Source organism: Bacillus sp. FSL M8-0266 (assembly GCF_038613425.1).
GTDB classification, from domain to species: domain Bacteria; phylum Bacillota; class Bacilli; order Bacillales; family Bacillaceae; genus Bacillus; species Bacillus pumilus.
The window spans coordinates 2,888,059-2,906,650 of the sequence record NZ_CP152015.1; the positions used below are offsets into that span (position 1 = coordinate 2,888,059).

At 40.0% G+C, this 18,592-nt stretch carries 20 protein-coding genes; 4 read left to right on the forward strand and 16 right to left on the reverse strand.

The annotated features are described in order from the left end of the window. Nucleotides 1-2: 2 nt before the first annotated feature. From terS to MKY83_RS15005, 7 genes are all read right to left on the reverse strand, one after another. On the reverse strand, nucleotides 3-647 hold the full coding sequence (gene terS, locus MKY83_RS14975) for a phage terminase small subunit (RefSeq protein ID WP_044140775.1): 645 nt from the start codon (nucleotides 645-647) through the stop codon (nucleotides 3-5). 152 nt (nucleotides 648-799) lie between these two features. Beyond that, complete coding sequence (locus tag MKY83_RS14980; RefSeq protein ID WP_044140776.1) at nucleotides 800-1,318, reverse strand: sigma-70 family RNA polymerase sigma factor; 519 nt, start codon at nucleotides 1,316-1,318, stop codon at nucleotides 800-802. A gap of 126 nt (nucleotides 1,319-1,444) precedes the next feature. Beyond that, nucleotides 1,445-1,651 carry an XtrA/YqaO family protein gene (locus MKY83_RS14985; RefSeq protein WP_012011053.1) on the reverse strand — a complete coding sequence of 69 codons (207 nt, stop codon included), beginning with the start codon at nucleotides 1,649-1,651 and terminating at the stop codon, nucleotides 1,445-1,447. Continuing rightward, entirely contained in the window at nucleotides 1,648-2,049 is a 402-nt protein-coding gene (locus MKY83_RS14990; protein WP_044140778.1) for a hypothetical protein, read from the reverse strand. The genes MKY83_RS14985 and MKY83_RS14990 overlap by 4 nt, the downstream gene beginning before the upstream one ends. 50 nt (nucleotides 2,050-2,099) lie before the next feature. After that, nucleotides 2,100-2,342, reverse strand: a complete 243-nt coding sequence (locus MKY83_RS14995) for a hypothetical protein (RefSeq protein WP_065099047.1) — start codon at nucleotides 2,340-2,342, stop codon at nucleotides 2,100-2,102. Continuing rightward, the gene (locus tag MKY83_RS15000) at nucleotides 2,320-2,472 is read right to left on the reverse strand and encodes a hypothetical protein (protein WP_165840216.1); all 153 of its coding nucleotides are present in this window, start codon (nucleotides 2,470-2,472) and stop codon (nucleotides 2,320-2,322) included. Before MKY83_RS15000 ends, MKY83_RS14995 begins: the two co-directional genes overlap by 23 nt. Further along, a complete protein-coding gene (locus MKY83_RS15005; RefSeq protein ID WP_126741598.1) occupies nucleotides 2,469-2,732 on the reverse strand; it encodes a helix-turn-helix transcriptional regulator in 264 nt (87 codons plus the stop codon). Before MKY83_RS15005 ends, MKY83_RS15000 begins: the two co-directional genes overlap by 4 nt. Before the next feature lie 159 nt (nucleotides 2,733-2,891). Here MKY83_RS15005 and MKY83_RS15010 point away from each other — a divergent pair, with 159 nt between their 5' ends. From MKY83_RS15010 to bioB, 3 genes are all read left to right on the forward strand, one after another. Then, on the forward strand, nucleotides 2,892-3,269 hold the full coding sequence (locus tag MKY83_RS15010; protein WP_044140780.1) for a helix-turn-helix transcriptional regulator: 378 nt from the start codon (nucleotides 2,892-2,894) through the stop codon (nucleotides 3,267-3,269). Nucleotides 3,270-3,467: 198 nt separating this feature from the next. After that, nucleotides 3,468-3,818: a hypothetical protein gene (locus tag MKY83_RS15015; protein WP_106029242.1), complete on the forward strand. Its 351-nt coding sequence runs from the start codon at nucleotides 3,468-3,470 to the stop codon at nucleotides 3,816-3,818. 162 nt (nucleotides 3,819-3,980) lie between these two features. Then, a complete protein-coding gene (gene bioB, locus MKY83_RS15020) occupies nucleotides 3,981-4,976 on the forward strand; it encodes a biotin synthase BioB (protein ID WP_065099049.1) in 996 nt (331 codons plus the stop codon). 41 nt (nucleotides 4,977-5,017) lie between these two features. On the opposite strand, the gene MKY83_RS15025 is transcribed toward bioB, so the two are convergent. The 4 genes from MKY83_RS15025 to MKY83_RS15040 all read right to left on the reverse strand — a co-directional run bounded on the left by MKY83_RS15025 (nucleotide 5,018) and on the right by MKY83_RS15040 (nucleotide 8,234). After that, on the reverse strand, nucleotides 5,018-5,491 hold the full coding sequence (locus MKY83_RS15025) for a hypothetical protein (RefSeq protein WP_003212767.1): 474 nt from the start codon (nucleotides 5,489-5,491) through the stop codon (nucleotides 5,018-5,020). A gap of 182 nt (nucleotides 5,492-5,673) precedes the next feature. Beyond that, nucleotides 5,674-6,507 carry an undecaprenyl-diphosphate phosphatase gene (locus MKY83_RS15030; RefSeq protein WP_034660680.1) on the reverse strand — a complete coding sequence of 278 codons (834 nt, stop codon included), beginning with the start codon at nucleotides 6,505-6,507 and terminating at the stop codon, nucleotides 5,674-5,676. Nucleotides 6,508-6,633: 126 nt separating this feature from the next. After that, nucleotides 6,634-7,776, reverse strand: coding sequence for an AI-2E family transporter (locus MKY83_RS15035; RefSeq protein ID WP_003213553.1), 1,143 nt, complete (start codon nucleotides 7,774-7,776; stop codon nucleotides 6,634-6,636). A gap of 65 nt (nucleotides 7,777-7,841) precedes the next feature. After that, the gene (locus MKY83_RS15040; protein ID WP_065099051.1) at nucleotides 7,842-8,234 is read right to left on the reverse strand and encodes a DoxX family protein; all 393 of its coding nucleotides are present in this window, start codon (nucleotides 8,232-8,234) and stop codon (nucleotides 7,842-7,844) included. A 200-nt stretch (nucleotides 8,235-8,434) separates the two neighbouring features. On the opposite strand from MKY83_RS15040, the gene MKY83_RS15045 reads away from it, so the two are divergent. After that, nucleotides 8,435-9,418 (forward strand): Gfo/Idh/MocA family oxidoreductase, encoded by a 984-nt coding sequence (locus MKY83_RS15045; RefSeq protein ID WP_268508378.1) that lies wholly within the window; start codon nucleotides 8,435-8,437, stop codon nucleotides 9,416-9,418. 81 nt (nucleotides 9,419-9,499) lie between these two features. Here MKY83_RS15045 and MKY83_RS15050 read toward each other — a convergent pair whose 3' ends face one another. From MKY83_RS15050 to MKY83_RS15070, 5 genes are all read right to left on the reverse strand, one after another. Beyond that, a complete protein-coding gene (locus MKY83_RS15050) occupies nucleotides 9,500-10,024 on the reverse strand; it encodes a type 1 glutamine amidotransferase domain-containing protein (protein WP_044140784.1) in 525 nt (174 codons plus the stop codon). Nucleotides 10,025-10,114: 90 nt separating this feature from the next. Beyond that, the gene (locus tag MKY83_RS15055) at nucleotides 10,115-12,103 is read right to left on the reverse strand and encodes a methyl-accepting chemotaxis protein (RefSeq protein ID WP_342487444.1); all 1,989 of its coding nucleotides are present in this window, start codon (nucleotides 12,101-12,103) and stop codon (nucleotides 10,115-10,117) included. A gap of 164 nt (nucleotides 12,104-12,267) precedes the next feature. Next, a complete protein-coding gene (locus tag MKY83_RS15060; RefSeq protein WP_342487445.1) occupies nucleotides 12,268-14,244 on the reverse strand; it encodes a methyl-accepting chemotaxis protein in 1,977 nt (658 codons plus the stop codon). Between the two features lie 174 nt (nucleotides 14,245-14,418). Next, entirely contained in the window at nucleotides 14,419-16,410 is a 1,992-nt protein-coding gene (locus MKY83_RS15065) for a methyl-accepting chemotaxis protein (protein ID WP_065099055.1), read from the reverse strand. 126 nt (nucleotides 16,411-16,536) lie between these two features. After that, nucleotides 16,537-18,528, reverse strand: coding sequence for a methyl-accepting chemotaxis protein (locus tag MKY83_RS15070; protein ID WP_106067623.1), 1,992 nt, complete (start codon nucleotides 18,526-18,528; stop codon nucleotides 16,537-16,539). Nucleotides 18,529-18,592 lie beyond the last annotated feature (64 nt).

Here is an 18,592-nt window from a genome sequence, read left to right on the forward strand (position 1 = left end):
CGTCATGAGTTATCCTCTTTTCGCTTGATCATGATGTGAAGATCTTCCTCTTTTTCTTCGCGCACTGCTTTTTTTGTTTTTTCGATGGTCAGTTCAATTTGCTTTAGCCTTAATCTTCGTTCATCCTTCGCATGTGCAAGCTCTTCAAACTGTTTAATGAGACGCCTGAGCTCTCCCATTGCACGGGATTGGGCATTTAAAAAGGTGGCATGCCGATCCCATGAAAATTGAAACGAATATTCTTCTGTGCTGATTTCTTGTTCTGGCTGAATGCCTTCTACTGTTTCTTCTAATGAAGAAGGCATGTATGCCGCCTTTTTCAGCTCTTTGATCATGTCATCTTGATCTGACACATACATGATGCGCTGCGCCCGAATAATGGCAGCATATTGAATTTGAATTTGATCCCAGATTAAATCAAGCGATGTACGCCCGCTCATTTTCTCCATGATTTCAATTGTTTCATCTGAAAGAAACTGATTGAAGATCGAGTGTGCCTGCTTTGACGAACCTTTTTGCCTTTGCCATCCGTATCGTCTTTTCCATGATTTCACGGTATGGATCGAGACATTGTAATGATCAGCAATTTGCTGGTACGTCATCCCTTTCATATAATCTTGCTTGGCTTCTATCCGTTTATCTTTCATTTACATTCACCTGCCGCCTCCTTTTAATTCGAACGATTTTCTGTGAAGGAATCATTTGTGTAGGGCTAGCAAACATCCGTTTGGTCTTTCTAACTATAGGTGGCAACTGTAAGACAAGTGTTGCTCCATTTATTTTGTAAAAGAAAAAACGCCTATTCAGCTGCTTCGAATAGGCGTTCTTGTACTTTTTTGGACATCTTTGTCCGAGCTCTCTCCATATGTTTTTGGACAGTTCCTTTTTTCACATCCAGCATAATCGCAATCTCGCTAAACGATAATCCTTGTGTTGTGTGCATGAAGAATACGTCCTTTTCTCGATCCGTTAAAACGGACAAGGCTTCGTCAATTCGTTTCTTGTCCCGCTCACTGACTTCTTTTTCATTTTCTTGGATGAGTGTATATTCATGTGATAAAGCCTCTAACACTTCTGGATTTGCTAGAATGGTGCGCTGATAGACTGAACGTCTGTCTAATCCTCTGCGTGCGCCTGGCTGTCTGCCAATTTGAAGCCATTCCACGACGTATTCGAGATCGCTGACCATACTAGCGATAATTTTTTTATCATGCTTCTCTTGATCTGACAGCTGTTTGTCTTCTTTTTCTCTATATGGTTCATATCTTTTTCTAGCATCCTTTAATGCTCGTTTGTATTCGATAAGTAAATCTTGCATATTGGCTCTCTCCCTTTTTTAAGAAAATAAAAAACGGACACCAATCAGTCCCCTTTTCATAGGGTCTTGATCAGTGTCCGCAGGCTTTCCGTCTTGGACGTATGATGTTGTGATCTGTTCAGTGATCTAGCTGATTTTAAAACCAATCTCGTGGTCTACTCTTGCAAAATGACCTTTTGCCGTTTGGATAATGGTTTTTCCATGTTCAGGTACATCTATCTGATAAGCTGTTCCTACATTCCCATCTAACACGATGACTTGAATTTTTCCTGTTTCCATCTCACCGACAAATGTCTGGTTTTCTTGAATGAATAATTGTTTTGGCTCGTTCATATGCTTGTCTCCTTAATTGGTGAGGACTTCGTGCCATCACCTATCGTATTTAAAATGATTTCAATTCTTGGACGCATACTATAAAACTGGGAAACTCTTAAATCGACAATCTGTAGAGGGGCCCTATCCGCAATAGAATGAAGTGCTTCTTGAATATGGTGTAGTCGGGGCTGAAAGATGCTGACGTTCACTGGACGTATCAAACCTTTTTCTGCATATGTACGCTTGATTTGACAGTCAGCTATGTCAAGCGGCATGTCGTCAAATAAACGAATCTCGAGTGATAGTGCGTCTTTTATTTTATGCGGGCATTGCGCTTTTGCTGCTGCTCGTATTCTTTTTATCAATGTATCTTTTGTTAACAAAAACTCTGCCTCAATAATGAAATGGATGACCATGTTATGATCTCCCGTCATCCTTTTCCCACTGACGGATGTTTTGTTCGTTTTTACTCGCTTTGAGCAAGCATTTGAGGATTACCATGATTTTCTTCCATCGTTTCATGTCGTCTTGATTCCTCCTTTTTTGCTTCAGCGACCTTTTCCGCCAAGAGGGTCATGTATGTTTGCTTGTCTTCTGATGTGGAAAAAACAAACACCGGTTTCTGATGATGAAAGGTCATCCAGCCGCCAGCTTGGACTAAACAAAGCTGCGCTTCCTTTCTGGCATCAAACGTCATCTGATGTTTCATCTTCTTCAAATCCCTCCAGACTTTCCTCAATCTCTGCTTGATACCCATAACGTGTCATGTCATATGACCAGTAGCTTTTTGGATATCCAAAGTCATTCATCTGCGCTACCATTGGATGTTCAATATTCATTTTGTTTGTCTCTCCTTTTCAAAGAAGTGCTTTTCCTTTAAAGAATTACTCATTTTGTGTAACTTTTGATCAAAAAAAAGCTCTTGAACACCCCTATTTAGCAAATCTGCAATATGCTTTGCTATTTCTAAGCTGGTCTTCGTTCTGCCCATTTCTATATTTGCATAGCCGCTCGTGTACTTATACCCTAACTTTTTCGCCATATAGGTTTGTGTTTTTCCTTGTAAAATGCGTTCTTCTCGTAAATTTTCAAGTTTCATCTTTCCACCTCTTACTCAATATGTGTAAGTTATATTCATTATGATAATATACACAAAACGAGTAAGTCAATCATTTTTTTATTCTTTTTGTGTAATTATTTATCTTTACCGTGTAATTCATGATAAAATTTACTCATAACATGAAAAAAGGTGTTTCCAATGGATAATTTGACTGGAAAGATTTTAACTGAATTAAGAGAGAAGCATGGATGGAGCAAGTCAACGGTTGCTAAAAAACTCGGATTAAAGGCGATGTCCACTTATGCAAATTGGGAATATGGCTTGAGAAAGCCCGACGGTGAAATGATTGTGAAAATCGCCGAGTTATACGGGGTCTCAACGGACTATCTTCTCACAGGTAAGGACAAAGGCGGAATTGATGCCGACCTTGCAGACGATCCTGATTTGCAAATTGCATTTAAGGCTGCCTCCGATTTTTCCGAAGAAGCACGAAGACAAACCATCGATTTTATTCACTACATTAAAGAAAAAGAGAAGCAAAAAGGCCGTCAGCCAAAACAGCGAGACGACGATTGATCATCTCTTTTCATAAAGCTTTACATTGCTGGGATACGCCCAGCTTTTTTTTATGTCTCTTTTTCCCCGAAAAAAGAGACGACCCATGAATAATATGTGACAAATTTCACCATAAATACTCTTTTTTTCACATATTTAATTGACATATAATACTATTATTATTAATATATGTATATACCAAAAAAAGGAGTGTTACCGATGAAAAAATTAATGAAAGCTTGTACACTGTCTTTAGCTGCTTTAGGTGCTCTTACGTTCTCTCAAACTGAAGGGGCTCATGCAGCTGCACAGCCAAAAGAACCAGTTATAGCAAAAGCTCCTATTATGAATAAAGTGATTACAGTGAACCGTACGCTTACTGTAGGTTCTTCAATCGCCGTCTCTCTTCCAGCAAGTCAAATTTCTGTGTCAGGCGCAACATATGCCATTCAATTAGATCAAACAGCTCCGAACTTCACTTGGATTCGTGCCGTACAACGTGGTTCTGTCACAGTTTCCTACTATAATTCACTAGGCGAGCTTGTGATTAACTATATTACTGTTCGATAAGCTATAAAGCTTTACATATAAAAAGGCGATGACTTCATGATCATCGCCTTTTTGTGTGTCTTCAAGTATTTTTGTAGACTTCATTTATCCAATGCTTGCCAACGACTATCCATTATGTTAACTTTTAATAAAAATAAGTTAACATAATGAGAGGAGCTTATGATGGGAAAACCAATGTCTTTGTCTTGGGAAGCGATAGCAGAGAAAGCGCTGAAAAATGAACGGATCACGCTACAAGAAGGTCTAGATATTCTTGAAGCTGACGATAGAGAATTATTATCTATCATGCATGCAGCCTATCAAGTACGATTTCATTTTTTTCAAAATAAGGTGAAATTAAATATGATTTTTAACGCAAAAAGCGGTTATTGTCCTGAAAACTGTGGTTATTGTTCACAGTCGATCATTTCTAAAGCACCGGTTGAACGATATACAATGCTTGATCAAAAAACGATTGTGGCTGGCGCGCGTGAGGCGCTCAAGAGAAAAGCGGGGACTTATTGTATTGTCGCGAGCGGCCGAGCACCTTCTCACAGAGAATTAGACGAGGTGACGGCAGCAGTAAAAGAGATCACTGAGACCATGCCTTTGAAGGTGTGTGCATGTCTTGGGTTATTAAATGAAGACAAAGCGAAGCGGCTGAAGGAAGCAGGGGTTCATCGGTACAATCACAATATCAATACACATCAAGATCATCATGCTCACATTACGACAACTCATACATATCATGACCGCTTGTCGACCCTTGAGGAGGTCAAACAGTCGGGCATGTCACCTTGCTCAGGGGTTATCATTGGAATGGGTGAAACCAACCAGCAAATTGTCGAAATGGCTTTTGCGCTCAGAGCCATTGATGCGGATTCTATTCCAGTCAACTTTCTTCATGCAATTGAAGGAACACCACTTGAGCATCAAGAACGAACACATCCGGTCAAAGCATTGAAAGTGTTGGCACTCATGAGGTTTGTCAATCCAACCAAGGAAATTCGAGTATCTGGAGGCAGAGAGTTCAATTTACGGACGCTTCAGCCGCTTGCCCTTTATGCGGCAAATTCCATTTTCGTAGGCGATTATTTGACAACAAAAGGTCAGCAAGTCCAAATGGATCATCATATCATTGAAGATTTAGGTTTTGACATAGAAGAATGTGCGTTATAAAAAAAGTCTGCCGGTGAATCGGCAGACTTTTAACAATAAGATTAGAATCTTTTATGGAAGTCGACAGTGCCGCTTCCTTCCTCACGGTCAAAGCTACCAACAAATGTCCAGTTAATATAGCCACCGTCTCCATTATTGACGAACGTCCCATCTTCGAATACCCAAATACCAAACGTAATACCATCATATTCAACACTATCATAGTAAACCACATTGTTCAGTCCGCTAAAGTCATGGTCTTGGCTTAAGTTTTGGACTACGACGTTATAGTTTTGACCTGCTTCATAGAAGGCGCTGTAAGCTGCATTTTTAACGAACCCATCACGATTTTGAGATGATTTTACTGCTTGTTCAATTTTATCGGCAATGGCTACTGGATCAATAGAGACACTTCCATCAACACCTGTTGTCGTTGCAGCTTCAGCCGTTTGACCAAAAGTCGTAAGAGATAGAGGGGCAGCAACCATTGACGTAGCGATCACAGAACTAACAAAAAATTTGCTTGTTTTTCTCATTATTTCTAACTCCTCCTTTAATTGGTATGTTTATGTACTACCCCTTCTCTTGTCTCTTAAACACTAATTTATGAAAAAACTTCTTTTTCTACCAATTAAGAGGGTGATTTTACTGTTTAAAAGAGTTGGAATAACAAAAAAACTACTCTTTTTAAAGAGTAGTTAAATAGTAGTTTTCAGCATTACATGAATAGGATAAATAAAATCACACCTAGGATAATTCGGTATATTGCAAAAGGCACCAGCTTGATTTTATTGATCAGTTTTAGGAAGAATCGAACAACAAAGAGAGCCACAACAAATGCACTCACAAAGCCGACGATAAAGAATGGCAGCATGTCTGTTGTTAAATATTCGGCGTTTTTCACAAGTGTTAAGAAGCTTGCGCCCGCCATAATCGGCATCGCCATAATAAATGTAAAGTCAGCTGCCGCACGGTGATTCAAACCAAGAATAACACCACCTGCGATTGTTGAACCTGAGCGAGAGAAGCCTGGCCATAACGCCAAACATTGAAACAGTCCGATATAAAGCGCCTGTTTGTACGTCATGTTATCGACAGAGCTTGTTTCTGTTTTACGTTTATTGATCCAGTCAGCGACAAGCATCAGCACTGCGCCTAAAATCAAACCGACAGCAACTGTTCTCACGTCAAACAAGTATTTATCAATATAATCTTCAAATAAGAATCCTAAAATGACGGCTGGGACGAGTCCTACTGCAATTTGAGCAATGGTCAGCTTATGCCCGCTGCGCTTTTGTTCTTCAGTAATATTTTTCTTTAAGCCTAACAAGTTCAAAATCCGATCCTTGAACACAATCATGACAGCTAAAATAGAGCCTAACTGAATCACGACTTTAAATGTGTTTGCCGCCTCTGGCGTAATGATTTCCTTTGATTTTAACCATAGATCATCGACAATGATCATGTGACCTGTAGACGAGACAGGTGCATACTCTGTTAATCCTTCGACAATTCCTAAAACCAGTGCCACGAATAAATCCCATAGATTCATGATTTTCTTTCCTTTCAATTCTGATCTTTTGAACAGGCAACCATCTATGTCCGCATAAAGACAAGCTTCCTTCATCGAAAGCTCGTCTTTATGATACTATATTTTTTTCAAAAAAAGATTATGACATTAAACCTTTTCTTCTTTATACAAATTGGATCGCATTTTGAACCAATCAAACAAGTGGGTCGTGATGACCTTCAGGACGGCATATGTCGGAATCGCAACAATAATGCCGACTACGCTGAACAATTTACCTGCTGTTAAGAGAACAAAGATAATCGTGATTGGATGGATATGAAGGTTTTTCCCCATGACCTGAGGTGAGATAAATTTCCCTTCAATGAGCTGAACAACTGTCCAGACAATGATTAGTTTGAGCAGCATAATTGGTGACGTAACAAGGGCAATCACAATCGCTGGTGTAATGGCAATCGTTGGACCAAGGTAAGGCACAATACTTGTACATGCCGCAATGATAGCTAACAAAAAGGCATAGTCTAACCCAATGATCATATAACCAATTAAAAGAAGAACACCTATACAAAAGCTGACAATGATCTGTCCGAGAATATAAGAGCTCAGGCGATGGTTCATTTCGTGAAGCACGATATGTGTATGTTCTCTAAACTTATTCGGAATAAATTTCAAGAAATAGTCAGGTAATTTTTTGCCGTCTTTTAATAAATAAAACAGAATGAACGGAACGGTCACGATCGAGATGATGACTTCAGTGAGCGCCCCTAAGAATGTCCCCACTCCGGTAAAGGTACTTTCCAAAATTTTCGTCGCTTGACTTGACGCTTTGCTCACCAATTCAGAAACGTTAAAATTCATCGCTTTTTGCGCTTGATTAATGAAGTTGCTTCCCGTTAGTTGTCTAATCTGATCTTCTACCGTATCAACATATTTCGGAAGATTATGAAACAGACTCATCATTTGCGCTTGTAAAAACGGAATAATAGACACGATCGTCACTGTAATAATGCCAATAATGACAATATATAAAAGCAAAATCGAAAAGATCCGTTTGACTCTAAACTTCTCTAACAAATTGACAATCGGATTTAATAAATAATACACGACCCCCGTTAAAATAATCGGTAAGGCAATGGTTTTGACGAGTACAATGAGCGGTGTGAAAATAAAGGATGTTTTCATGAAAACAAGGATATTCAATCCGATTAATAGCAGGACGAGTAAAAAGAGAACAAACTTGTTATCAAGAAAAAATTTTCTAAATCGACTGCTCCACATTTGCATAGAATTCATATCGTTCCTCCAAACTCGGGCTTATTTATGAATAAATTGTACACTACCTGATCATGATATGGTGGTCATTGTTTCAGCTTTTTTTCCCATTTTGCAATGGACATCACCCATACAATCAGAATTGGCTGTCCTATCAGTCTTATCCATAGCAAAGACTGCTCTGTGCTTTCTTGACCTGGAAATGGAATTCCCTCTCGTGCAGCAAATAAGTTTGCAGGGAAAATGAGGACAAGATAGACAGCAATGATTTTTGCTGCTGCGATCCTGACATTTGGCAAAAGCAGCAAGACAGCAAGCAGCCATTCTAAGCATGCCGTCGCATAGACCATTACATATGGATATGGCCAGCCTGGCATCATACGGGCAAAGCCGCTCGGCTCTATCACATGAAAAATACCGGCTGCTATGAATAAAAGCGCAAAGACGTATGTACTTCCTATATGCAGGACGCGCTTCATGGTCGTTTCCTCCTCTCCCTTCTATCAGAGTATTACCCGAATGAAGGAAGAAACTACCCCTTTTCGTACATTTATATCCTTTATGTAAGACGCATCAGCCTATATAAAGGTTTCATCCGCTTTTCAATAAAAAGAATGTTCTTTCATACAAACGCTTTCAAAGGATGTATAATCAGAGAAAAGTAGAAGGAGGGAACGACATGATTCGATTTGCTGTCATCGGAACGAACTGGATTACAGATCGATTCTTACAGGCCGGTGAAGAAGTAGCTGATTTTACATGTACAGCCGTCTATTCACGGTCCGCTGAAAAAGGCCAGGCATTTGCCGAAAAATACGGTATTGATACAGTTTTCACGAACTTACATCAAATGGCAGAAAGTGATGCGTTTGATGCCGTGTATATTGCGAGTCCAAATGCCCTTCATAAGGAGCAGGCCATGTTGATGATGGAGCACCAAAAGCACGTTTTATGCGAAAAACCATTCGCCTCTCGCCGAAAAGAAGTGGAAGAGATGATTGCTGCAGCGAAAAAACATCAAGTGTGTTTGATGGAAGCGATGAAAACGACATTTCTGCCCAACTTCCTTCAAATCAAACAGCATCTTGATCAGCTCGGACCCATTCGGCAAGTGGTCGCTCATTACTGTAAATATTCCTCAAGATACGATGCCTACCGAAATGGCGAGATTCCAAATGCTTTTAAGCCTGAATTATCCAATGGTTCTTTAATGGATATCGGTGTGTATCTCGTCTACCCGGTGGTCTATTTATTTGGTCTGCCGAATCAAATCACCGCAAGAGGCTATAAGCTTTCTTCTGGTGTAGATGGGAGCGGCTCTGTCCTTTTACAATATGACGGGCATCAAGCACTCCTTTTTCATTCTAAAATTTCAACGTCTCATTTATCTGCGGAAATTCAAGGAGAGGATGCGACGATGGTGATTGATCAATTCCACCGTCCTTCGCATATCACGATCCATGATCGGCAAGGACACCATACCGACATCTCTCTCAAAGATGATCAGCCAGCCATGTATTATGAAATCTGTCATTTTATTGAGTGTATTCAGGAAGGAATGATTCAGTCTCCGGTCAATACATTTGCCTTATCTGTTCAAACCATGTCCGTCATGGACGAGGCGAGAAAACAAATGGGCGTGAGGTTTCCTGCCGATAGATAAAATGAATGGGCATGAAATGATAAACAAAGGGCGAACATGATGTGCAAGTTCGCCCTTTGTTTTTTGTTGTGGATCCATTGTTTATGTTGCCGCTAACACATCCGCAAATGCTTTCACATATGGAGGAAGGTCCGGCGGACGTCTGCTCGAGACGAGGTGACCATCTGTGACGACTGCTTCATCAAACCAGTCCGCTCCAGCATTTGTCATATCATCTTTAATACCAGGTGTACTTGTCACTTTTTTGCCGTGCAGGATTCCTGCTGAAATCAGCACCCAGCCAGCGTGGCAAATTTGCCCGATTGGTTTCGCCTTTTCATCAAATGAACGAACGATGTTTAACACTTCTGGATAACGGCGCAGTTTATCTGGCGCCCATCCTCCTGGGACAAGCACAGCATCATATTCATCTGCTTGAATGGAATAAAAATCTGCATCAGATACAGCCGGCACACCATACTTCCCGGTGTACTCATGATTTGCTTTTTCTCCTACAAGATGCACAGTTGCCCCTTCTTCTCTTAAACGTAGAACCGGATACCATAGCTCTAAATCTTCAAAATCATCACTGACAAACGCAATGACCTTCTTATTTGATAAACGCATAACATCTCTCCTATTCTTTCGATTTCCTCTATTGTACGAGATGACCTCTTAAAAAGAAAAGCGGTTCCCCTTGAGGAGAACCACTTGATCTTATTCGCTGATCTTGAATTTTTTAATTAAATCACGTAATTCTTCCGCCATTTGGGAAAGAGTCGTAGAGGAAGAACTAATCTCTTCCATAGAAGCAAGCTGCTCTTCAGCAGATGCAGCGATATCTTGGATGCTTGCTGAACTCTCTCGTGATACATCTGCAATTTCATGCACTGCTTTAGAAATTTGCTCAGATCCTTTTGAAAGCTCGCGTACTGTTGTATTCATTTCATTCATTCTTGTAGCAATTTCCGCTGTTTGCTGATTAATTTGTGAGAAGCTTTCTTTCGTTTGATCTGTAATGGAAAGACCATTCTTCACTTCTTCATTCACTGATTTGAACATATTTTGAGATGTTTCGATTTCAGATACAATTTCTTTCACAAGCTTTTCAATCTCTTTTGCTGAATCTGATGATTGAACTGCAAGTTTACGTACTTCCTCTGCGACAACAGAGAAGCCTCTGCCTGACTCACCTGCACGTGCTGCTTCAATGGCAGCATTGAGTGCAAGTAAATTCGTTTGATCCGCAATGCCGTTAATCACGCCTAGGATGTTTGTGATGTCTTTTGATTTATGCTCTAGCCCGTTGATCACCCCTTCAGCTTCTTTCACTGAATGGTCGATCGTCTTCATTTGGCCAACGGTTTGCTCCACAAGCTGTCCGCCTGATTCCGCGACTGTTCTTGATTGAATAGATGATGCTGTGATGACATTAGATGTTTCTGCGACTTCGTTCAGACCTTCATTCATTTGTTTTAAATGAGCCGCACTTTGCTCCACCATTTCGCTTTGATTTTCGTTTCCGTTTGAGAATGTTTCAATAGATGATGTGATATGTTCGGTTGCTTTTGTTGTTTGACCTGCGCTTGCTGTCAGTTCTTCAGATGAAGAAGCCACGTTTTCTACAGATGTTTGTACTGCTTGGATGACATCTCTTAATGATTCACTCATTTCATTAAAGCTTGTGCCTAGCTGTCCAATCTCATCTTTTGACCGGACATCAATTTTTTCTGTTAAATCTCCCTCACTGATTTTCTTTGAAGAAGAGACAAGTATAGATAGTGGTTTTGTAATGGAACGGATGATCAAGAAGATCAGAATCCCGCCAATGATGAGCGCGCCTGCTAAAATGATAGCGGCCATGTTAAAGACTGGCTGTGCAGCTTCTTCTACTTCTGTCACAAACATCGTACCGACAATTTTCCAGCCAGTCGCTTTGTTTGTGGTGAATTCCATTTGCTTTTCTTTTCCTTCAAACATATAACTCATAGAACCTTCATCTTGTGAATAAAGCTTTTCTAGCCATTCACCAGATAATTTTGTTCCAGCTTTTTTCGTAGGATGGGCAACAAAGGTACGATCCGGACTTCCGATAAAGGCATAGCCTTGTTTCCCGATATTTATGCTATTTGATTCTTTTACTAGATTTGCAATGTCTAGGTTCATTGCAATGACTCCTGATCCGTCCTCTAACTTTTTAGAGATGGTGACCACAAGCGTACCTGTGGAAGCTGTTGGATACGGTGCTGAAACAGACAGCTCTCCGTTTTTCGCCCAGCCGTCTTTATACCAATCCCGCTCCGTTGCGACATAGTCAGCAGGCATTTTTTTGTTAGGATATCTTGAAAACACTTTGCCATCACTTGAAGCGACAAAAATGCCTTCTGTGTCATCATTCATACTCATGAACTGTTCAAAGCGCCCTTGAATATCTGTCGTGCCTTTTTGCTTAAGCTTTTTCTCCGTGATCCATTTGCTAAAGAAATCGGTTGCGTCTGTTTTCACTTTCACAACCTTCGTAATATTTTTATCTAGCTGTTCGACGTTCTCCTTTGCACTTTGCATGATTTGATCATTTAAGGAGGTGCTCGCCGTATGATATGAAGAGAATGCCAATACAATGATTGGGCATAAAAGAATGAATAAGAAAGAGAATACGAGCTTTTTTGAAATAGATGGCTTTCTGAAATACTGTATGAATTTCATAAAAAAGAAAACTCCTTTTAGTAAGATAGTATATATATCGGAAGCACTACTACGTTCTTTACTTTTTTAACTTATTAAAGTCTAAATAAGACCAAAATACCCAAATTATATGCATTGAATGGAAAAACACCTGACGCCAAAACGTCAGGTGCTTCCTTATACTCTTACATTTTAAATTGTTTAATGAGCTCTCTTAGCTCTTCTGCCATCTGAGATAACGTAGCAGAGGAGGAGCTAATCTCTTCCATAGATGCCAACTGTTCTTCTGCGGATGCTGCGATATCTTGGAAGCCTGCGGAGCTTTCTCGTGAAAGCTCTTTGATTTGATTCACCGCATGTGAAATATCATTTGAGCCATGCGAGAGTTCTTTGGCCGTTCCGTTCATTTGTTTCATTCGTTCTGTCATTTCTGATGTTTTATCGGTGATTTTCTCAAAGCTGATTTTCGTTTCATCTGTAATATTTAATCCAGATTGTACTTCACCTGCTACTTGTTTAAACATGTTCTGTGATTTTTCAATTTCCTCTACAATCTCGTTCGTCAGGCTTTCAATTTCCTTTGAAGAGCTTCCGGATTGCTCTGCCAGCTTACGAACTTCTTCTGCAACAACAGAGAAACCTCTACCTGCTTCTCCTGCCCGAGCGGCTTCTATCGCAGCATTTAAAGCTAGGAGATTGGTTTGGTCGGCAATGCCGTTAATGACCCCCAGAATGTTCGTAATATCCTTTGATTTCTGCTCTAAGCCTTGAATAACAAGCTCTGCTTCTTTCACTGCCTGCTCGATGGTTTGCATTTGCCCTGCTGTTTTTTGAACAAGTTCTCCACCAGCCTGAGCCGTTTTGCTTGAATCAATCGACGATTCCATCATATGTGAGGTCGTATCGACCATATGGGATAAGCTGCGATCCATTTCGTTTAACTGGACTGAGCTTTTTTCGATCATATCATTTTGATGTTCATTGCTGTTTGAGAACTGTTCAATAGATGATGTGATATGCTCAGTCGCTTGAGCGGTCTGTCCCGCACTTGCTGTTAATTCTTCAGAAGAGGCGGCCACATTTTCAATGGAATTCTGAACAGCTTGAATGACTTGTTTCAGCTTAGCTGACATCTCGTTAAAGCTCTGCGCAAGCTTACCGATTTCATCATGAGTACGAACTTCAATGTGCTGGGTCAGATCACCCTGACTGATTTTCTCAGCCGATTCAGAGAGTGCTATCAGTGGCTTTCGGATCGATTTAATAATAAAATAAATCGCAATTCCGCCTATGGCAATCGCAACTGCCAGTATGATCATTGTTAAGTCGAGCACTGGTTTTGCAGCTTCATGGACTTCGTCCACATACATGGTTCCAGCAAGCTTCCAGCCTGTTGCTTCATTTGTGTCAAAGAACATTTGCTTCGGCTGTCCATTGTATTCATATTTGAAACTGCCTTGTTTTTTATCATACAATTTCGTGATGAAATCACCTGTCAATTTCGCCCCAGGCTTGTCTGTTTTATGGGCAACATAGTGCTGATCTGGAGTCGCGACAAACGCATAGCCTTCTTTGCCTATTTTGATACTGTTTGTATCTTTCACGATCGTGTTCAAGCGCACATTGATTCCAATCACACCAGAACCATCTGCTAACTGTTCTGATATTGTGATGAGCAGGTCATCTGATGACTTGTCGACAAAAGGATCTGAAATGATGAGTTTCTCATCTCCCATCGATTGTTGAAACCACGGTTCGTTTTTTGCACTCGCCGCACTACCTTTATGAATCTCGGAATATTCGGTTAGTTTACCATTTTGATCTGCAATGAATACTTCCACTACATCTTCATCTGTTTCCGATAATTGCTCTAATTTCACCTTGAGTAAATCCTTGTTTTTAGAAGTCAATTCACTCTTTTTCACCGATTTCGATAAATAAGAAACGATATCAATTTTAGGCTGTACATCTTTATTAATGAGTTCGTTTAATTGCTGAACACCATTTGCAGCACTAGACATAATCTCATCATTGAGAGACTTTGATGCCACTTCATAAGAAAATGCTGCCAATACGAGAATTGGCACTAGGAGAATCGCTAAGAATGCAGTAATTAATTTCTTCGACATTGTAAAGTGCTTAAAAAAGTTGATTTTTTTCATGACTATACTCCTTTTGGATTATGATTTGTGGTCTTCCTCTTCTATTCTTAGGTAATATGAATTATTTTTCAAGACTTAATGTTCGAATATAAATAAAAATAAGTAAAATTACCTATTTCTTTTGATTTACTCAATTAAAAAAGAGCCCTCTAGCTGAAGGGCTCTTCATTATGTCTATTCGACTTTAAATTTGCTGATCAAATCACGCAATTCTTCTGCCATTGATGAAAGCGTAGCAGAGGAGGAGCTGATTTCTTCCATAGATGCCAGCTGTTCTTCCGCTGAAGCCGCAATGTCTTGAATGTTTGCGGAGCTTTCACGTGAGACGTCTGCAATCTCACGGACAGCCTCTGACACATGTGCAGAGCCATTTGAAAGCTGGACAACCGTTTGATTCATTGTTTGAAGCTGGTCAGAAATTTCTTTTGTCATTTCGAAAATATTGTGGAAGCTGACTCTTGTTTGTTCAGTGAAGCTTAAGCCTGATTGAACTTCTCGATTCACCGCAGTGAATACTTCCTGTGATACATCGATGTCTTGAACGATCTCTTTAATCAAATTCTCGATTTCTTTCGCTGAATTGGCTGATTGAACAGCCAGTTTTCTTACTTCTTCTGCTACAACGGAGAAGCCTCTGCCGGATTCCCCAGCTCTTGCTGCCTCAATTGCTGCATTTAGCGCAAGTAGATTCGTTTGGTCGGCGATTCCATTGATGACACCTAGAATTTGTGTAATGTCTTTTGATTTACTTTCAAGAGCGCTGATGACATTCTCTGCTTTTTTCACGGACTGATCAATGACATTCATTTGAGAAGCGGTTTTTTCGACAAGCTGTCCGCCTTCCCCTGCGATATCTGTTGATTTGATCGATGAAGCAGTAATGGATTCAGCCGACTCATTCATGTGCTGAAGGCCACGGTTCATTTCATCTAACTCTTCTGAGCTGGATTCGACTTTGTCATTTTGACTTTCATTTCCATTTGAAAATTGTTCAATGGCTAGTGTAATATGCTCTGTTGCTTTACTTGTTTGCCCTGCGCTGGCGGTCAGTTCTTCTGATGAAGAAGCGACATTTTCGACTGAGGTTTGGACGGCACCAATGAGGGTTCTTAATGAGTCAATCATTGTATTAAAGCCTTTCCCAACTTGGCCAATTTCGTCATCTGATTGGATCTGAAGCTTATCGCGCAAATCACCTTCGCTGACTTTTTTCGAGAAGCGGGCAAGGTTGGATAATCTTTTAGATATAGAGCGGACGATAAAGAAGATGAGGGTACCTGCTACGATAAGTGTCACACTGAACACAATAATGGCTGTATTGAAAACGGGCTTTGCTGCATCTTCTACTTCTGATACGAGCATCGTTCCACCAATTTTCCAGCCGGTTAATTCATTGGTCACATACGCAACCTTTTTATCTATTCCTTTGAGTGTGTAGCTGCCGCTTCCTTCTTTGTTTTTATAAATAATATTTGCTAGATTCTCATTGACCTGACTTCCTGGCTTTTGGGTCGGATCTGCTAAAACTGTTTTATCTTTCTCCATGATGAAGGCATAACCTTTTTGCCCAATTTTGATTTCTTTTAACTTTTGAATCAGGGTGTCAATTTCCATATCAAGTCCAATAACACCTGAACCATCTTTCATTTTTTGAGTAATGGTGATGACCATTTTGCCTGTGGAGGCTGCTACATATGGTTTTGTGATGACTTGTTTACCGTTTTCTGCATTGAGCGCTTCTTGATACCATGGGCGCTCTCTCGGATCGTAGCCATCAGGCATCTTTTGAACAGGATATTGCATAAACAATCCCTTTTCGGAGCCTGCATAGATAGCGGAAACATCTTTTTCATTAATTTTTCCAAATTGCTGCAATTCTTTAATGGTCGAATTTCTATTTTTTTCTTGGAGATTAGACGCTTTGAGTGAGTCTGTAAACAGAGCCACAGCATCTGCTTTATTTCCTATATTCTCATTGATTAAAGTATCAAATGCATTGACTTGACTCATTGCACTGCCCATAATCTGTTTGTCTAGCTCTGTCTTTGATGTAAAAAATGCACTAATTGTCAGTGCAGTGGTTGGCAGGATAAGGACTACCAAAAAAGCCATAATTAATTTTTTTGAAATGGATGGTTTTTTTAACCATTGGATCATTTTCCCCATTTTCTCTTTCCCCCTTTACTTCTCTAAAGTTATTATCGGATGAAAGGTTTATTTTTACAGGCTGAAAACGATGTTTAAAATATAAAAAAAATACCCAGACAATTTTGGGTATTTTTTCATCATTATTTAATCAATTTTAAATTGACTTGTGAGCTCTTTTAGTTCCTCTGCCATATTAGATAGTGTCACTGAAGAAGATGATATTTCTTCCATAGATGCAAGTTGCTCTTCAGCAGAAGCCGCAATGTCCTGAATGTTCGCCGCACTTTCTCTAGAGACTTGGCGCATCTCCTGCATAGCTTGTGAAACTAGCTTCGAACCGCTCGATAGATCAATGGCTGTATCGTTTAATTGCGTCAGTTTTTTCGACATTCCTTCTGCCGCCTCATAAATGTTCTGGAAGCTTTCTTTTGCTTCTTCTGTCATACCAAGTCCTGCATGTACTTCTCGATTGACCGTTTTGAACATATCTTGAGATTTAGCAATTTCTAACACAATTTCTTGAATGAGTTTTTCTATTTCTTTCGCTGAGTCTGCCGATTGGACAGCTAGTTTTCTCACTTCTTCTGCCACGACAGAGAAGCCGCGTCCTGATTCGCCTGCTCTAGCTGCTTCGATGGCTGCATTTAACGCAAGAAGATTCGTTTGATCTGCAATGCCGTTAATGACATTTAAAATGCTCGTAATATCTTTAGACTTATATTCTAATTGCTTCATGACTTGTTCTGCTTCTTGTACAGATGTATCAATATGTTTCATTTGGCTCGCTGTGCTTTCAACAATTCGACCGCCTTGACCAGCTGCCTCTGTCGATTGAAGTGAGACAGTAGCCACTTCTGATGACGTTTGTGACATGCCTTGTAATCCTTCATTCATTGCCACAAGCTGATTCGTACTAGATTCGACTTTCTCGTTTTGTGCTTCATTTCCGTTTGAAAATTGTTCAATCGACATTGTGATATGCTCGGTTGCTTGACTTGTTTGGCTGGCACTTGCCGTCAGCTCCTCGGAAGCGGAAGCCACATTGTCGACAGATTGCTGTACCGCTCGAATGACGTCACGAAGGGATTCACTCATTTTGCTAAAGCTTCTCGTGAGATCTCCAATTTCATCCTTCGATTTGGTTTCAAGGGTTTCGGTTAAATCACCATCACTCACCTTTTCTGAGAAATCAACAAGCTTTCGAAGTCCAATTGTGATGGAGCGAACGATAAAGAAGATCGCAATACCGCCAAGGATAAAAGAAGAAATTAAAAGAATAATGGCAGAATTCCAAACTGGCTGTGCTGCTTCTTCTGTTTCTGATACAAACATCGTTCCAGCAATTTTCCAACCTGTTAAATCATTTGTCACAAAAACGAGACGCTTTTGTTCTCCTTTATTCTCATAAGTTGACGTTCCTTCTTTTCCGCTGTAAAGGATAGATGAAATATTTTCAGTGACCTTAGATCCTGACTTTTCTTCTGGATGAGCCACAATTTGTTTGTTTTTATTTGCAATAATTGGATATCCTTGACGTCCGATTTTAATCTCTTTTATTTTATCGACAATGTCTTGCACATCAATGTCAATTCCGATCGCTCCTGATCCGTCCTTCAGACGCTGGGCAATCGTGACAACCATGCCATTTGTTGTAGCAGAGATGTATGGGTTGGTAACAACTGGATTACCACTGTCATCCTGCATAGCTAGTTGATACCAATCGCGCGTTGTTGGATCATAGCCTTTTGGCATGTCTACTTTAGGAAACTGAATGAAATCACGCTTTTTACTTGCTGCATAAAATCCAACCACATCATCTTCATTGATTTTACTGTATATCTCGAAATGCTCATACAGTTCATCCTGGTTGTTCTTCTTAAAGTCTGCAGCAGTAGATGTTTCAGTAAAGAGTTTTACTGCGTTTTCCTTATTCATAAGCTTTTGCTGGATCATATCATTCAGTTCATTGACTCTTGTGTTTGCTCCGTACATGATTTCATGATCTAATTCTTCTTTGGCAATCTGATATGAAATCGTACTGAGTGTAATAATTGGCAAGACAAGAACGAGAGTAAATGAAATAATCAGTCTCTTAGAAATCGATGGTTTTTTCAACCATTTTAGTGCATTTTTCATGTTTTTCCTCCTTTTAAACGATATGTTATATATCGGACATCTTCATATTATTTTCATGTTTTTC

What these genes read in the sequence shown, in the direction of transcription:
- MKY83_RS15060 (WP_342487445.1), bottom strand. Translation starts at nt 14,244, where the DNA reads ATGAAAAAAATCAACTTTTTTAAGCACTTTACAATGTCGAAGAAATTA.
- terS (WP_044140775.1), bottom strand. Translation starts at nt 647, where the DNA reads ATGAAAGATAAACGGATAGAAGCCAAGCAAGATTATATGAAAGGGATG.
- MKY83_RS15005 (WP_126741598.1), bottom strand. Translation starts at nt 2,732, where the DNA reads ATGAAACTTGAAAATTTACGAGAAGAACGCATTTTACAAGGAAAAACA.
- MKY83_RS15000 (WP_165840216.1), bottom strand. Translation starts at nt 2,472, where the DNA reads ATGAATATTGAACATCCAATGGTAGCGCAGATGAATGACTTTGGATAT.
- MKY83_RS15050 (WP_044140784.1), bottom strand. Translation starts at nt 10,024, where the DNA reads ATGCGTTTATCAAATAAGAAGGTCATTGCGTTTGTCAGTGATGATTTT.
- MKY83_RS15040 (WP_065099051.1), bottom strand. Translation starts at nt 8,234, where the DNA reads ATGAAGCGCGTCCTGCATATAGGAAGTACATACGTCTTTGCGCTTTTA.
- MKY83_RS14990 (WP_044140778.1), bottom strand. Translation starts at nt 2,049, where the DNA reads ATGGTCATCCATTTCATTATTGAGGCAGAGTTTTTGTTAACAAAAGAT.
- MKY83_RS15065 (WP_065099055.1), bottom strand. Translation starts at nt 16,410, where the DNA reads ATGGGGAAAATGATCCAATGGTTAAAAAAACCATCCATTTCAAAAAAA.
- MKY83_RS15030 (WP_034660680.1), bottom strand. Translation starts at nt 6,507, where the DNA reads ATGAATCTATGGGATTTATTCGTGGCACTGGTTTTAGGAATTGTCGAA.
- MKY83_RS15015 (WP_106029242.1), top strand. Translation starts at nt 3,468, where the DNA reads ATGAAAAAATTAATGAAAGCTTGTACACTGTCTTTAGCTGCTTTAGGT.
- MKY83_RS15055 (WP_342487444.1), bottom strand. Translation starts at nt 12,103, where the DNA reads ATGAAATTCATACAGTATTTCAGAAAGCCATCTATTTCAAAAAAGCTC.
- bioB (WP_065099049.1), top strand. Translation starts at nt 3,981, where the DNA reads ATGGGAAAACCAATGTCTTTGTCTTGGGAAGCGATAGCAGAGAAAGCG.
- MKY83_RS14980 (WP_044140776.1), bottom strand. Translation starts at nt 1,318, where the DNA reads ATGCAAGATTTACTTATCGAATACAAACGAGCATTAAAGGATGCTAGA.
- MKY83_RS15045 (WP_268508378.1), top strand. Translation starts at nt 8,435, where the DNA reads ATGATTCGATTTGCTGTCATCGGAACGAACTGGATTACAGATCGATTC.
- MKY83_RS15010 (WP_044140780.1), top strand. Translation starts at nt 2,892, where the DNA reads ATGGATAATTTGACTGGAAAGATTTTAACTGAATTAAGAGAGAAGCAT.
- MKY83_RS15025 (WP_003212767.1), bottom strand. Translation starts at nt 5,491, where the DNA reads ATGAGAAAAACAAGCAAATTTTTTGTTAGTTCTGTGATCGCTACGTCA.
- MKY83_RS15070 (WP_106067623.1), bottom strand. Translation starts at nt 18,528, where the DNA reads ATGAAAAATGCACTAAAATGGTTGAAAAAACCATCGATTTCTAAGAGA.
- MKY83_RS14995 (WP_065099047.1), bottom strand. Translation starts at nt 2,342, where the DNA reads ATGAAACATCAGATGACGTTTGATGCCAGAAAGGAAGCGCAGCTTTGT.
- MKY83_RS15035 (WP_003213553.1), bottom strand. Translation starts at nt 7,776, where the DNA reads ATGAATTCTATGCAAATGTGGAGCAGTCGATTTAGAAAATTTTTTCTT.
- MKY83_RS14985 (WP_012011053.1), bottom strand. Translation starts at nt 1,651, where the DNA reads ATGAACGAGCCAAAACAATTATTCATTCAAGAAAACCAGACATTTGTC.